The following is a 15,209-nucleotide window of genomic DNA, read 5'->3' as shown; positions in this document are numbered from 1 at the left end:
CGGCCTCGACGGTGACCGCCGGGACGGGTCCGGTTCATGCGGCGGGTCCACTGCGTCCACAGACACCCAGGCCTCCTTACGACGTGCTCCTGAGCGGTGACCTAGGTGTTGTTGTTGCCGACCGCCGACGGCGGGGGAGCGTGACGCATACGAAGTCTGCTCCCACATGAGAGCGAATAGATTGCGCCACATGCCCAACCGGCCGCGAACATTACCGCTTGTGAACGCGCATGCACCACACACCTATCAAGGGTCAAGCGGTATTCAACTCTTTGTCGGGTTTGGTTCGTTATCTCGCTGCGGTGCGCCCTACCGGCCGATGGGGCGACGGCGTACGACGTGCCTTCCGAAGGCGGATGCACCTCGGAACATCGCCACCCGTAACCTGTCTCCCCCCACCTCAACCCGAATCCTCATCTCGCCCTGCGAGGAGACCCGTGCACCCCACCCGCAAGGCGGTCGTGACAGCCGCCGCACTCCTGGTCATGGCCACCGCCGGCTGCGACTCCGGCGCCGGCGCCACCGCATCCCACAAGAGTTCCGCCAAGCCGGGATGCCCCATGGCCCTCTCCAGGGCCAAGCAAGCCGTCAAGAAGGCCCAGGAGGTCAACGCCCCCTGGCGGGGCCCCACCACCGGACCCAAGGCCGCCCACGGCAAGACCGTCGTCTACGTCGCCCAGACCCTCACCAACCCCGGAGTCGCCGGAGTCGCCCAAGGGGTCCAGGAAGCCGCCAAGATCGCCGGATGGCACGCCCGGACCCTCAACGGTCAGGGGACGCCCGAGGGCATCCGGGCCGCCTTCAAGCAGGCCGTCAGGCTCAAGCCGGACGGCATCGTCCTCAGCGGTTTCGATCCCGCAATCGCCGCGGCGGACGTCAAGAAGGCCGAACGGGCGGGAATCGCGCTGATCGGCTGGCACGCCACCGCGGCGCCCGGCCCCAGTGAAGATCCGCACCTCTTCAGCAACATCACCTCCCGGGTCGAGGACGTCGCGAAGATCAGCGCCGACTGGATCATCGCCCGGTCCAACGGCCGCGCGGGCGTCGTCCTGTTCACCGATGCCTCGATACCTTTCGCGAAGCACAAGTCCGACCTGATCAAGAAGGAACTCGCCACCTGCTCGGGCACCAAGCTGCTGAGCTACACCGACATCCCGATCCCCCGAGCCAACAGCCGCTCCATCGGGGAAGTCCGCTCCCTGCTGTCCCGCTTCGGCCGCAAGTGGACCTATTCCGCCGCCATCAACGACCTGTACTTCCGCCACGCCGCCCCCGCCCTGCGCGCCGCAGGCAGGGACGGCGCCGGTGCCCCGTACAACATCGGTGCCGGTGACGGCGACCCGTCGGCCTTCGAGCGCGTCAACGGCAAGGAGTTTCAGGCCGCCACCGTGCCCGAGCCGCTCTCCGAACAGGGCTGGCAGATCGTCGACGAGTTCAACCGCGCCTTCGCCGGCGCCCCGGGCAGCGGGTACGTCGCCCCCGTCCATATCGCCACCGCCGCCAACAGCGGAGGCGCACTGTCCTGGGACTCCGAGGGCTACCGCCAGGCCTACCGCAAGATCTGGGGCGTTTGACGTGCACTCCGGGCCGGGGTCGGGCCGAAGTCGGTGTGCGCTCCCTCGGGCGCGTTCCGTCGCGGCGGCCCGCACCAGGCAGTGAAGCCGTCAGGTCGAGTTGCCCCCATGGTCACGTCGTTGCGCGGATGCCGCGGGCCTCGTTCGTCGGAGCGCTTGCGCGAGCATCACTTGGTTCTTCCAAGCTCATACTTGGAATATCCAACTGCTGCCGCTACGCTCCCTCGACATGACCGCAAGCAGGCAAGACGGATATGCGCTCGCCACGCTCGATGCTCACGAACTCCACTCGACACGCCACTGAGCCGACTGTCCGTTACATGACGTGCTGAACAGGCAGGTTGGTTCCGGTGGTGGGGTGGGGCGGGTGACAGGCCGGATGAGGGCGACGGGACGGGGACTTGGTATGCGTGTGGTGATTTTGTGCGGTGGGGAGAGCTCGGAGCGAGATGTCTCGCTGGGCTCGGGCCGGTCGGTTGCCCGGGCGTTGCTCGAGCGAGGGTGCGAGGTGGTGCTGGTCGACCCGGCCGCTGCGGTGCCGGTGCTCGCCGGACCGTTGCGACCGGGTGAGGTGGTCGACGGGTTCGCGGTGGGGAAGGAGCCGCCGTCCCTCTCGGACCGGGATCGGTTGCGGTGGCGCATGCACGCTGCCTTGACCGGCGGTCCGGTTCTGGAGCTGCTGCGTGGCGCGGATGTGGTGTTCGTGGCGTTGCACGGTGGCTGGGGCGAGGACGGCCATGTGCAGGCGTTGCTGGAGATGGCCGGCATCCGGTTCACCGGTGCGGGCAGCGCGGCATGTGCGGCGGCGTGGCACAAGGGGCGGGCGCAGGCGGTGCTGGGGGCGGCAGGCGTGCCGGTGGCCGAGCGGGTGCTGTGGCGGCCCGGGGCGGGTGAGGTGCCGCAGGAGGTAGGGCGGCTGGTGGCGGCGGGGCCGGTGGTGGCCAAGCCGGTTGCGGACGGTTCGAGCGTGTCGGTCCACCGGGTCGACTCGCCCGCGCAGCTGGCACAGGTTGCTGCAGAGGTGCCTTCCGGTGACGTCGAGTTCCTCGTGGAGCCGTTCCTCCCCGGGCGGGAGTTCACCGTGGCCGTGGTCGGCGATCAGGTGCTCCCGGTGGTGGAGATCGAGCTGACGACGCCGGTGTTCGACTACACGGCCAAGTACCAGGCCGGAGCGGTCGGCGAAGTGTGTCCGGCGCACATCCCGGCCGACTTCGCGTCGCGGCTGCAGGAGTTGGCCCTGCGCGCGCACCAGGCTCTGGGGTTCGGCAGTGATACGTACTCGCGCACCGACTTCCGGTGCGAGGGCAGTGGCGAGCCGATGTGTCTCGAAGTGAACGCGCTGCCGGGCCTGACGGCGACGAGCCTGGTGCCGCTCGCCGCCACCGGCGCCGGCTGGGCCTACTCCGACCTGATCCAGCGCGTCGTGGACCTCGCGACGCGCTGAGCACGGCCGCCCGAAGCGTTGGCGTGGAAGGGCCTGGCCCAGCGCCGAGCCGCTGACATCGACCTGCCCCTATGCCAACTGTCGTGCCCCTGGCGCGAGTAGGCTCCCCGGGCCCTTCTTGCTTGCGCCGGAGCTACCGCTCCTCGCACTCGCGTGCGTCGTCCTCCGCGCGCGGCCAGTGCCGACCCTCCAGCTCCTCGGCGCTGCGGTTGAGCCGGACCAGAATGTTCTCCAGCTCCCGCACCTCGTCCGTCGACCAGTTGGCGACCACCCGGGCCAGGCACGAGCAGTTGACTTCGCGGTCGGCGGCGAGCCTGCGCCCGCCCTCCTCGGTGATCCGCAGCTTGCGGGCCATGCCGCCTTCCGGGTCCACGACGCGTTTGGCCAGACCGCAGCGCAGCAGCGCCGCCGTCTGCCGGTTCACGGTCGAGGTGTCGAGCCCGAACGCCTCAGCCAACTGCCCGATGGACATGGGGCCTTGGGCGTCGATCCGGCTGAGCAGCAGATAGGCCGAACGATCCAGGAGCTCGGCGTCCCGCTCGCGGCGAGCCATCACCTGGTGCCGCGAGAGCAGCATCAGCTCCCGCTCCAGTCTCTCCAGCACCCTTCCTCCTGTCTCCTTCCCGGCACTGCATTGTCCCGGAACCCTCCCGAACCCCGGAACGGCGCAGGCTTCCTCCTCGGTCAAGCAATGTGCATGATACACATCATGGTGTACGGTGTGCATCGTGCACATGGTGTGTATCGTGCACATGGTGTGTATCGTGCACATCTCTCTCGGCCCCAGGCCGTACCCCTCGGCCCCGGGCCCGAAGCGAGCCCGAGCCTGACCCTCTAGGCGGTAGGCGTGTCATCCCCCCCTCACCGAGCCACCCAGGCGCCGTCGCGCACCGGAGGCCCGATCGTGGCGGTGCTCGCGTTCGCGGGCATCGTCGTCGCCGTGATGCAGACCCTTGTGGTGCCGCTCGTCGTCGAGCTGCCACGGCTGCTGCACACCACGACCTCCAACGCGTCCTGGGTGATCACCGCCACCCTGCTCGCCGGAGCGGTCGCCACCCCCGTCATGGGTCGGCTCGGCGATATGTTCGGCAAGCGGCGGATCCTGTTCTGCAGCCTCGGGCTGCTCATAGCCGGCTCGCTGATCTGCGCATTCACCTCGGATCTGGTGCTGATGGTGGTCGGCCGCACCCTGCAGGGCGGGGCGATGGGGGTGATCCCGCTCGGCATCAGCATCATGCGCGACGAGGTGCCCGCCGAGCGGATGGGCTCGGCCATGGCGCTGATGAGCTCCTCGCTCGGCGTCGGCAGCGCGCTGGGCATGCCGGCCGCCGCCTTCGTGGCCGAGCACGCCGACTGGCATGTGCTGTTCATGGGGTCGGCCGGGCTGGCCGCGATCGCGCTGCTGCTCGTCGCGCTGTTCGTACCGGAGTCGCCGCTCCGCACCCCGGGGCGCTTCGATGTCATCGGGGCGGTCGGGCTCTCCGCAGGTCTGGTCTGTCTGCTGCTCGGGATCTCCAAGGGGGGCGACTGGGGCTGGGGGAGCGGCACCACGCTCGGAATGTTCGCCGCCTCGGTGGTGATCCTTCTCGCCTGGGGCGCCGTCGAGCTGCGCGTGCAGCAGCCGCTGGTCGACCTGCGGACCACCGCGCGCCGCCAGGTGCTGCTGACCAACCTGGCCGCGATCACCGTCGGGTTTGCGATGTACGCGATGTCGCTGGTGCTGCCGCAGCTCCTGCAACTGCCGAAGGCCACCGGGTACGGGCTGGGGCAGTCCATGGTGGTCGCGGGGCTGTGCGTGGTGCCCGGCGGAGTGGTGATGATCTTCCTCAGCCCGGTCTCCGCCAAGCTCTCGGCGGCTCGCGGGCCCAAGGTCTCCCTGATACTGGGCAGCGTCATCATCGCCATCGGCTACGCGTCGGCACTCGGCCTGGTGCACGCGGTCTGGCAGACGCTGATCGTCTCCGCCGTCATCGGCGCCGGCATCGCCCTGGCCTACGCGGCCATGCCCGCCCTGATCATGGGCGCGGTACCGCCCTCGGAGACGGCCGCGGCCAACGGCCTCAACACCCTCATGCGCTCCATCGGCACCTCAACCGCCAGCGCGGTCCTCGGAGTTGTGCTCTCCCATATGACCCAGCCGCTGGGCGGGGTACCGCTGCCGTCCATGGACGGATTCCGCACCTCGTTCATCATCGCGTGCGCGGCATGTGTGGTGGCGGTGGCGATCGCCGCGTTCCTGCCGGGACGGGGGACGGGGTCGCGTAGCCCGTCGACTCAGGCCGTGGAGACTGTCGTTGGTGATCCGGCGACGGAGCCCGTGGCCCCGGCCGATGCCGACCCCCTTGACGCACTCCCCGTCGATGTCCTCCCGTCCGGGGCCGGCTTCCATGGCCTGGTGCGGGATGCCGACGGCGAGGTGCTGGGCGGCGCCGCCCTCACCCTCATCTCGCCGGACGGGCGACAGGTGGGCCGCACGGTCTCCCGTTCCGACGGACGGTACGCGCTGGACGCCCCGACCTCTGGCCCGTACGTCCTGATCGCGGCCGTCGACGGCCATCAGCCGCTGGCCGCCACGGTCATGGCGGCGGCCACCCCGGTCTCGTACGGCATCAGGCTTCCTCGTGCCACCGGAGCGGCCGGCATGGAGGTGCGGGGCACCGTACGCGCCGGGGAGGGTGGCCGTCCGCTGCCCGATGCCCGGCTGACGCTGGTGGACGCCGCCGGGAACGTGGTGCGCACCACCCTCACGGACAGCGACGGCACCTACACCTTCACCGACCTGACCGCGGGCGAGTACTCGCTCATCGCCAGCGGCTACCCGCCCTTGGCGTCGGCGCTGGACGTCGAGGGCCACGGGACGGACGGCTTCGACATGGAGCTGGCGCACCCCGCGGCGAAGTAGGCGGCGGTGTCCCGAACCGGAGGACGCCTCGCCGGACGGGCAGGCGGAACGCCAAAGCCGCCCGACGGCCCGCCACCTGCCCCTCTCACTACCCGCTCCCCCCACATACCGACCGGCATCGACAAGGAGAATCCCTCATGACCGTCACCACCTCTTCCGCCTCCCGCGCGGCCGAGATCCTGTCCCGGCCCCTCGCGCTGAACGGCCTGACCGTCCCGAACCGCATCGCGATGGCGCCGATGACGCGCATGTTCTCCCCGGGCGGCGTCCCCGGTGAGGACGTGCGGTCCTACTACGCCCGTCGTGCCGCCGCGGGTGTGGGTCTGATCGTCACCGAGGGGACGTACGTCGGCCACGACTCGGCCGGGCAGAGCGACCGTGTGCCGCGGTTCCACGGTGAGGAGCAGCTGGCGGGCTGGGCGAAGGTCGCCGAGGCCGTGCACGCGGCGGGCGGCACGATCGTGCCGCAGCTGTGGCACATCGGCATGGTGCGCAAGCAGGGCGAGCCGCCCTACGCCGACGCCCCCGCGGTCGGCCCCTCCGGCATCCGCGTCGACGGCACCGAGAACGCCGGCAAGGCCATGACCCAGCGCGACCTGGACGACGTCATAGGCGCCTTCGCCGAGGCCGCCGCGGCCGCCGAGCGCATCGGCTTCGACGGCGTCGAACTGCACGGCGCCCACGGCTACCTCCTCGACCAGTTCCTGTGGGCGGGGACGAACCGCCGCGCCGACGCCTACGGCGGCGACCCGGTGGCCCGTACGAAGTTCGCGGCCGAGATCGTGGCCGCGGTCCGCGAAAGGGTCTCCCCCGACTTCCCGGTGATCTTCCGCTACTCGCAGTGGAAGCAGGAGGCCTACGACGCGAGGCTCGCCGAGACCCCGCAGGAGCTGGACGCGATCCTGGCCCCGCTCGCCGCGGCCGGCGTCGACGCCTTCCACGCCTCCACCCGCCGCTACTGGCTCCCGGAGTTCGAGGGCTCGGACCTGAACCTGGCGGGCTGGACCAAGAAGCTCACCGGCAGGCCCACCATCACCGTCGGCTCGGTCGGCCTCGACGGCGACTTCCTCCACGCGTTCGCGGGCGAGGGCTCCTCGGTCCAGGGCATCGACAACCTCCTCGACCGCCTGGAGCGCGACGAGTTCGACATGGTCGCCGTCGGCCGCGCCCTGCTCCAGGACCCGGAGTGGGCGGCAAAGATCCTGGGCAACCGCCTCGAGGAGCTGAAGCCGTACGACGCGACCGCGCTGAAGACCCTGAGCTAGGCGTACGCGTCGGCCCGTCGGCGGGAGCGAAATCCGCAGGGCCGACGGGAGCGAAATCCGCGTGATGTCCGTCCACCGACCACGCCTCGGTGGCAGATCCAGCGGCCTCGTATGACGGAGGGCACCGGTTCACACCGGTGCCCTTCTGCCGTTCCAGGCCGGTTCGTCCCGCCGGTCATCGGTCACCGTTCACCGGGTCGCCGTACACGGTGACGGCCTGGACGGCCGGCTGCGTGCCCGGATTCCGTCCCGAACTCATCGATCCCTGAGTCACTTTGGCACCATCCGTTGCCCACCGTCCCGGTAACCCATACCTTGAGGCCGCCTGAACTTGGCTCAACTCGCCGCGCAGCGGCGGGCTTCGGAAGGAACCCCCCACATGCTCAGACGCATATCCATACGGACCACCGCGGCCGCGGGACTCGCCGCCGCGGCGCTGACCGCCACGACGGTCGCGGCAACCGCGGCCCAGGGCGCACCAGCCACCCCGACGCCGTCCCCGCACACCCAGCAGGTCGAGTACTTCACGGGACCCGGCGGTCACCCCCGGCACGCCACCGTCCCGGCCTCCAAGCCGCTCTCCCGCTCCGAGAAGGCCGCGATCGCCGCCGGTGACGGCGACGTCACCTCAATCGTGCAGAACGGCCCCATCGGCAGCAAGCTCGACGTCGTCTTCGTCGGTGACGGCTACACCGCCGCCCAACAGGAGGACTTCCACGCCGACGTCCGCGCCAAGTGGGCCAAGATCACCGCCGTCGAGCCGTACGCCTCGTACACCGGCCTGTTCAACGTCTGGGCGGTGGACGCCGTCTCCAACGAGTCCGGCGTGTCCGGTGACCCGACGCAGGACGTGGTCCGCGACACCGCCCTGGACTCCGCCTTCTTCTGCGACGGCACCGAGCGCCTGCTCTGTGTGGACACCGGCAAGGTCGAGTCGTACGCCTCCAAGGCCCCGGCCGCCGACCTCGTCGTCGTCCTGTCGAACTCCACCAAGTACGGCGGCGCGGGCTACAACGACGTTGCCTCGCAGGCCGGTTACGACGGTATCGCCACCGCCTCCTCCGACAATGACCAGTCGGACCAGATCGCGGTGCACGAGACCGGTCACTCGCTCGGCAAGCTCGCCGACGAGTACGACTACGGCCAGCCCGGGACCTACTCCGGCCCCGAGCCCAAGGAAGCGAACCTCACCACGCTCTCCGCCGACCAGATGACCGCCCAGCAGCAGAAGTGGTACCGCTGGATCGGCCAGGAGTCACCGGACGGCGGCCCGGTCGGCGCCTACGAAGGCGGCGGCTACTACCAGTACGGGCTCAACCGGCCCACCGAGAACTCGATCATGCGGTCGCTCGGCCGCGAGTTCAACCTCCCCGGCCGCGAGGCGATGATCGCCGGCTTCTACCGCCATGCGAGCGCGCTGAGCAGCCCGGTGGCCACCGACCGGGTGCTGCGCCGCGGTGACCGTATCCGTGTCACCGCGCCCGCCTCCGTGCAGGTGAAGTGGTACGTCGACGGGCGCGAGCGCAAGGCCGCGCGCGGCAGGACCTTGGTCGCCCTGCACACCCTCGGCGTCCCCGCGGACGGCCGCGGCCACACGGTCACCGCCCGTGCCGCCGACCGTACGGGCGCGGTCCGGGACCCGGCGCTGCGCAAGCTGCTGTCCGGGGCGCTGAGCTGGCGGGTTGCGCCGTAGCAATCCCTTCTGACCAGGAGGGGCGCCGTCACGAGGCTGTGGCGGTGCCCCTCCCGTGCAGGAGCACCGTGCAACCGGGCGGCGGTGCGGGCCCGGGGCCTGGGGTGAGGACCGCACGCGTGGTTCCGGGCCCGCCGAATGCCGGCCGTCGCGGTGTCGGGAGGGGCGCTCATTCCCTGCCGGTGGCGCCCGGATCCGCCGCCGTGTGTCGGCCCCACGATTCGCCGATCGCCACCGGCGGACCCGATACCACGTTCGGGACGCGACGAGCCGCCGGATCCGGCTCCCAATCGCCGAGGAAGTCGATCTCCGGCGTGAGGAGCACACCCGTCCGCTCGTGCACCGCGCGTCGCACGACGTCGGTGGCCTGCGCGAATGCGGCGGCGGTGGCGCCCTCCTCGGCCACCAGCGTGTGGTGGAGGGAGGAGACGCGGACGCCGGCAGCGAGCGGGCTGCCGAGGTCGAATCCCGACTCCCGGAGGAGCCAGCTTGCGCTGACGCGTGTCGAGCCGTCGGGAAAGCGATGCACCGGAGCGTTGTGGGGGCGAAGGCGATCGGCCTGGGCGGGGGAGATCTCCGGGCTCAGGAACACGCTGCCGCATGAACGGCTGTCGCGGGCGGAGCAGTTGAGCACCATGCCTTTGCCGCGGCGGACCGCGAGCACGGCTCGGGCCGCCTCGGCCTGCGGAACGCGGCTGCCGAGCGGGACGTCGAGTGCGGCGGCGACCTGCCGGTGGACGAGGGGTGCGCTCAGGGGAGAGCGGCGCAGGGCGAAGACCAGACTCAGCAGGATCCAGCGCCGGGACCGTTTGAAGACGCTGGTGCGGTGGCCGAGTTGGCACGCTGCTGCCGACAAGGTGACGCGGCGCTGCAGTTTCCGGTCCCAGGCATGAACCTCGACCAGGATGTCGGAGGTCTCCTGGCCATATGCGCCGACGTTCTGGACCGGCGTGGCACCTGTCGTACCAGGTATGCCGGAGAGCATTTCCATGCCTGTCAGGTCCTCGGCGACGGCCCCCTCGACCACGTCCGCCAGGGGATGGCCGGCCTGGACCTCCATCAGTACGCGGTCGTCGCCGGAGCCTTTGAGGAATCGGATGCCGCGGTTGGCCATACGAAGGACGGGCGCGGAGCAACCGGCGTCGTGTATGAGGGCGTTGCTGCCCAGCCCGAGGACGACGGGCGGCCCGCGATGGTCGACGACCGATTCCATGTACGCCATGGCGTCGGGGAAGTCCGAGGAGTCGTGCAGTTCGACGAGAGCCGCGGCCGGTCCGCCGAGGCCCAGGGTGGTCAGCGGGGCGAGCGGTGCCTCATGGATGATGTGCATGTGATCCGGCTGCTCCAGCGATCCTGGTGATGATGTGTGTGTGGCAGTGTGCTGCATCTCCCCGCGCCCTGCGCATCTGCGATCCCGCGGCGTCTCGGACGCGGGTGGTCGGCCTGCCCTCCGGATACGCGTCAGGCCCGGGTGTGCATGACAGGGCGCGTCCTCATACGCCCGCAGGCAGCGTCTGCTCGCACCAGATGACCTTGCCGCTGGTCGTCTGCCGCGTACCCCAGCGTTGCGTGAGCTGTGCGACGAGCAGCAGGCCCCGGCCGCCCTCGTCGAACACGCGGGCCCGGCGCAGGTGTGGTGCGGTGTTGCTGCCGTCGCTCACCTCGCAGATCAGCGCGCGGTCGCGAATCAGTCGCAGTCGGATCGGAGCGGCGCCGTACCGGACGGCGTTGGTGACGAGCTCGCTGACGATCAGTTCGGTGACGAAGGCGATGTCCTCCAAACCCCAGGCCGACAGTTGGCGGACGGCGTCCGTGCGGACCCCGGCCACCGCCGCGGGATCAGCGGGCACCTCCCAGGTCGCGACCTGCCCGGTGCCGAGGCATTGGACACGGGCCAGCAGCAGGGCGGCGTCATCGACGGGGCGGGCCGGCAGCAAGGTCTCGACGACCTTGTCGCACATGGCGTCCAGCGAAAGATCCGGGGCCGTCAGCGCCTGTTGCAGCCTCTCGACCCCTGCGTCGATCTCGCGCTGCCGGGACTCGATCAGGCCATCGGTGTAGAGGGCGAGCAGGCTGCCCTCGGGCAGCACCGTCTCCACCGCTTCGAAGGGAAGCCCGCCCAGCCCGAGCGGGGGCCCGGCAGGCAGGTCCAAGAGGGCGGTGGTGCCGTCCGGGTAGGCCACGGCGGGTGCCGGGTGTCCGGCGCGGGCGAGGCAACAGCGGCCCGACACCGGGTCGTAGACCGCATACAGGCAGGTGGCACCGACCTCGCCCGGGGCGGCGAACTCCGCGTCCGTCTCGGAGTCGGCGGCCAGCCTGATGACGAGGTCGTCGAGTTGCGTGAGCAGCTCATCGGGGGGCAGGTCGACGTCGGCGAGGGTCCGTACGGCAGAGCGCAGCCGGCCCATGGTCGCGGAGGCGTGCAGGCCGTGGCCGACCACATCGCCGACGACCAGCGCCACCCGCGCGCCGGACAGCGGAATGACGTCGAACCAGTCGCCGCCCACCCCCAGCCGGGGATCGGCCGGCAGGTATCGGAACGCCGCCTCCACGGCCGACTGCTGCGGCAGACGCCGTGGCAGCAGGCTGTGCTGCAGGGTGAGAGCCGCCGTGCGCTCGCGGTTGAAGCGCCGGGCGTTGTCCAGACAGACAGCGGCGCGGGCGGCCAACTCCTCGGCCAAAGCCAGATCGTCGGTCCCGAACGGCTCGGGGTGCCGGGACCGGACGAAGTCCACCACTCCCAGCGTCGTACCCCGGGCGATCAGCGGCACCTCGATCCACGAGTGGAACCCGTCCGCGCGGCCTTCGGCGAGAAGCGCGGAGCCCTGCGCCAGCCAGGCGTTGACGGCCGGGTCCGGCACCCGGTGCAGCTCCGACCGCCCGGTCGCCAGACAGCGGGCCTGCGGCGAGTCCTCGGGGTAGACGGCGACCTCGCCCACCCCGACCAGCGCCTCCGGCGCGCCTTCCAGAACGGACCGGTGCGCCACTCTGCGCAGCACGGCGCCGGTGATCGGCCCCGGGGGCGGCTCGTCTCCGCTCGACAGCGCCTCCAGCACGCTGACGCTGACGAAGTCGGCGAGCCGGGGGACCGCCACGTCGGCCAGTTCCTGCGCCGTGCGCTCCAGGTCGAGGGTGCTGCCGATGCGCGTGCTGCCCTCGTTGAGAAGTTTCAGGCGTTCCCGGGCCTCCTCGGCGCGGCCGGCCAGGGCACGCAGCTCGGTGGTGTCCCGCAGCGTCGCGACCCATCCGGTGGGCCCACCGTGGACAGCCGTGGGCCGGAGATTGACGGCCAGCAGACGACTCCCGGACGGATGCACCTCGTCGGTGACGGTGCGCCCGGATCCCAGCAGCGCCGCCATTTCCGGGGCCAGGCCCAAGGCGTCCAGAGGCAGTCCCGCCGCGCTCGCGCGCATGCCGAGCAGCTGCCGGGCCTCGTCGTTGGCCAGCACCAGCCGCCCGTCCGCGTCCAGGATCAGCACACCTTCACGCACCGCGTGCAGGACGGCGTCGTGGTGCTCGTACATCTGGGTCATCTCGACGGGTCCCAGGCCATGCGTCTGGCGTTGCAGCCGCCGGCTCACCAGCGCCGCCCCGCCCGCAGCGAGGACCAGCGAGCCCGCCGCGACCCCCAGGAGCACCGGCAACTGGCGGCCGACCGTGGCGCCGACATCCACCGTCTGAACGCCCGCGGTGACGATCCCGATCACCGTGCCCTGTGCGTCGGTGACGGGCACGAGGGCCCGGACCGCACTCTGCGGCTCGCCCTGGAAGATCTCGGTGAACGGTTGGCCGGCCGCCGCCCGGCCGATGTCGCCCTGGGCGGGTCGGCCGATCAGAGACGGTCTGGGGTCGGTGTACCGGATCCCGCTCTTGCTGAGCACGGAGACGAAGCCGACGCCGGAACCCTTCCGGGCAGCCTCTGCGAGGGGCTGGAGCACCGCGGTGGGATCGGGCGATTGCAGTGCCTGCACGACGCCCGGTGAGTGGGCGAAGCCCTCCGCGACGGCGAGTGACCGGTGGCGGGCATCGTCCTGGGCGTCGTGCGTGGTCTTGAGCACCAGGGCCACCATTGCGGTGACCGCGAGCAGGAGGAGTACGGTCAGCTGCCAGACGAACGCCTGGCCGGCGACGCTCCGCAGGCTGAAGAGCGACGTCAGATACGCCTTCCAGGACCGGCCGCCGGTCCGCGGGCGGCGCGGTGCGCGCCAAGAGCGGCGACCCGGTACCGAAAAGCGGCTGAACCTGCGCATACCACCATCTTCCATCACCCTCTGCTATCGCGAACCATGCCTCCGCGTGCGCCCGGATGCACGGATATGGCCCTCTGACCGGATCGGACGGTTCGTGTCGGGGCGTGACGGGGTGTGTTTGTGCCGGTCGAGGGCTCGATTGTTCTTAAGGTCGCAGTGTCGGTGTGGGTGTCGGTGTTCCGTGCCAGGGGCGTCTCCAGCAATGTCTGCTGTCCAGTGCGGCCGAACGCCCGAAGCCGGCGGAGGTACGGACGTGCCCGGTCGACCAGGAGTGCTGTCTTGCGATCCACGGAAGCCACATCAGCGCCGGGCGGTCTCGGCTGGAACCGTGAGACCGCGACCCTGGCGCTGCTGTCGTTCGCGATGCTGATCGTCTCGCTGGACCAGTACATCGTCGTGGTGGCGCTGCCGGACATCGCACGCGATCTGGGCTACTCGGCGCAAACGCTCCAGTTGGTGATCAGCACCTACGCGGTGGCCTCGGCCGGTTTCCTGCTGTTCGGCGGTCGCGCGGCGGACCTGCTCGGGCGGCGCAGGATCCTGGCGACCGGACTTGCCCTTTATGCCGGAGCGGCACTGGCGGGCGGACTCGCCACCGGGCCGGGCCTGTTGCTCGCCGCACGCGCGTTGCAAGGACTCGGCGGGGCCTTGGTCTTCCCCACCACGCTGGCGCTCATCAACACCACGTTTCCCGAAGGCCGTTCGCGCAACCGCGCTCTGGGCATCTGGGGCGGCGCAGGCGCGGCCGGACTGGTGATCGGCGTACTGCTCGGCGGACTGCTGACCCAGGCTTTCGGCTGGGAAGCCGTCTTCCTGGTCAATGTCGCCTTGGCGGTTCCCGCGCTGCTGCTCGTGTTCGTGCTGATCCCGCCCGACGGGGAACGCGAGAAGGGCCGCACGTTCGACCTTCCCGGCGCGCTGAGCGTCACGCTGGGTGTCACATCGATCGTGTTCGCCTTGGTGCAAGGACCCGGGCTGGGCTGGCTTTCGCCGGGCATTGTGATCAGCGCCGTGGCCGGCCTGCTCCTGCTCGGAGCCTTCGCCGTAAGGGAGCGGCGCAGCTCCGACCCGCTCGTGCCCCCTCGCCTGTTGTCGAACCCCAACCTCATCACCGGTGTCGTCATCGCGTTCATGTTCATGGCGACCTTCGGCTCGGTGCTCTACTTCCTGTCGCTCTACTTTCAGCAGATCCTCGGCTACGACGCCCTGCAGACCGGCGCCGGATTCCTGATCCCCACGGCGGTCGTGGTGGCAGGCTCGACGACGGCCGGCCAGTTCGTCACGCGGTTCGGGCTCAGAATCACGCTGGTGGCTGCGCTGGCCTTCGGGGCGCTCGGCGCTGTGCTGCTCGGCCTTGCGATCGCGCCGGACGGCTCGTACATCGAACTGATCCCGGGATTCATCGCGCTCAGCATCGGTGACGGCGTGGTGTTCACCACCATGTTCATCGCCGCGGCGACCGGAGTGGCAGACCGGGAACAAGGCATCGCCTCGGGCATTGCCTCCACCGGCTCCGGCGTCGGTGCCGCGGTCGGCCTTGCCGTCCTCGTCCTCGTAGCGACCGCCGGACTCGATGACCTCGCCGGCGAGCGCTTGCGGGTGGCGACCGCAGACGGGATCAGCACCACGCTGTTCGCTGTGGCCGGCGGGATCGTCGTCACGCTTCTCCTCGCCGTGACGCGGTGCCCGATGTCGAAATTGCCGGAACCTGCTCCCGTATCCGCCCAGGGGCGTCGGTGTTAGTGTGCCGCGATTGTGAACGAAATGCTGCGTGCGCGTGGCGGCGGCATCAGAAAGTGAGACAAGGGCCTTCGCCGCATTGACGTGGCTGATTTTCGCTGCCAGCCTCCCGAGTGTGAGTCACTCGGAGAACTTCACCGCACGCCTGCACGTCGATCTTCGACGCCAGGCCAGTGCCATCTGTGCCGCCGGCTGCGCCAGCTAGCCGACCGGCCTCAGCTCCTGAGCGCCCCCTGAATCCGGTGCACCAATGGGCCGGGAATTCCCTCGTCGCCTGGTGATTCCTGCGGCATTCCCACCTCGAATCCGCCGGGTCCGGTGCGCGGGCCGGTCTGTTCTCC

At 70.5% G+C, this 15,209-nt stretch carries 10 protein-coding genes; 7 read left to right on the top strand and 3 right to left on the bottom strand.

The features are described from left to right. Positions 1–437 precede the first annotated feature (437 nt). A complete protein-coding gene (locus ACIGWZ_RS15490) occupies positions 438–1,574 on the top strand; it encodes a substrate-binding domain-containing protein (RefSeq protein WP_400064676.1) in 1,137 nt (378 codons plus the stop codon). A 379-nt stretch (positions 1,575–1,953) separates the two neighbouring features. Next, positions 1,954–3,018 carry a D-alanine--D-alanine ligase gene (locus ACIGWZ_RS15485; protein WP_400064674.1) on the top strand — a complete coding sequence of 355 codons (1,065 nt, stop codon included), beginning with the start codon at positions 1,954–1,956 and terminating at the stop codon, positions 3,016–3,018. A gap of 133 nt (positions 3,019–3,151) precedes the next feature. On the opposite strand, the gene ACIGWZ_RS15480 is transcribed toward ACIGWZ_RS15485, so the two are convergent. After that, positions 3,152–3,595, bottom strand: coding sequence for a MarR family winged helix-turn-helix transcriptional regulator (locus ACIGWZ_RS15480; protein ID WP_400065392.1), 444 nt, complete (start codon positions 3,593–3,595; stop codon positions 3,152–3,154). A gap of 327 nt (positions 3,596–3,922) precedes the next feature. Here ACIGWZ_RS15480 and ACIGWZ_RS15475 point away from each other — a divergent pair, with 327 nt between their 5' ends. From ACIGWZ_RS15475 to ACIGWZ_RS15465, 3 genes are all read left to right on the top strand, one after another. Next, positions 3,923–5,920, top strand: a complete 1,998-nt coding sequence (locus tag ACIGWZ_RS15475) for an MFS transporter (RefSeq protein ID WP_400064672.1) — start codon at positions 3,923–3,925, stop codon at positions 5,918–5,920. Between the two features lie 137 nt (positions 5,921–6,057). Beyond that, positions 6,058–7,185, top strand: a complete 1,128-nt coding sequence (locus ACIGWZ_RS15470; RefSeq protein WP_400064670.1) for an NADH:flavin oxidoreductase — start codon at positions 6,058–6,060, stop codon at positions 7,183–7,185. Positions 7,186–7,564: 379 nt separating this feature from the next. Then, on the top strand, positions 7,565–8,878 hold the full coding sequence (locus tag ACIGWZ_RS15465; RefSeq protein WP_400064668.1) for a M64 family metallopeptidase: 1,314 nt from the start codon (positions 7,565–7,567) through the stop codon (positions 8,876–8,878). 169 nt (positions 8,879–9,047) lie between these two features. Here ACIGWZ_RS15465 and ACIGWZ_RS15460 read toward each other — a convergent pair whose 3' ends face one another. Both ACIGWZ_RS15460 and ACIGWZ_RS15455 read right to left on the bottom strand, forming a co-directional pair. Next, positions 9,048–10,208, bottom strand: coding sequence for a UDP-N-acetylmuramate dehydrogenase (locus ACIGWZ_RS15460; RefSeq protein WP_400064666.1), 1,161 nt, complete (start codon positions 10,206–10,208; stop codon positions 9,048–9,050). Between the two features lie 163 nt (positions 10,209–10,371). Beyond that, positions 10,372–13,128, bottom strand: a complete 2,757-nt coding sequence (locus ACIGWZ_RS15455; RefSeq protein WP_400064664.1) for a SpoIIE family protein phosphatase — start codon at positions 13,126–13,128, stop codon at positions 10,372–10,374. A 279-nt stretch (positions 13,129–13,407) separates the two neighbouring features. On the opposite strand from ACIGWZ_RS15455, the gene ACIGWZ_RS15450 reads away from it, so the two are divergent. Next, on the top strand, positions 13,408–14,871 hold the full coding sequence (locus tag ACIGWZ_RS15450; protein ID WP_400064662.1) for an MFS transporter: 1,464 nt from the start codon (positions 13,408–13,410) through the stop codon (positions 14,869–14,871). Positions 14,872–14,899: 28 nt separating this feature from the next. Beyond that, the gene (locus tag ACIGWZ_RS15445) at positions 14,900–15,073 is read left to right on the top strand and encodes a putative leader peptide (RefSeq protein ID WP_400064660.1); all 174 of its coding nucleotides are present in this window, start codon (positions 14,900–14,902) and stop codon (positions 15,071–15,073) included. Positions 15,074–15,209: the final 136 nt, after the last annotated feature.

This window comes from Streptomyces sp. NPDC053427, from assembly GCF_044544985.1.
In the GTDB taxonomy this organism is placed as follows: domain Bacteria; phylum Actinomycetota; class Actinomycetes; order Streptomycetales; family Streptomycetaceae; genus Streptomyces.
Note: the sequence above shows the minus strand (reverse complement) of the source record. Positions and strands in the feature narration are given on the sequence as shown.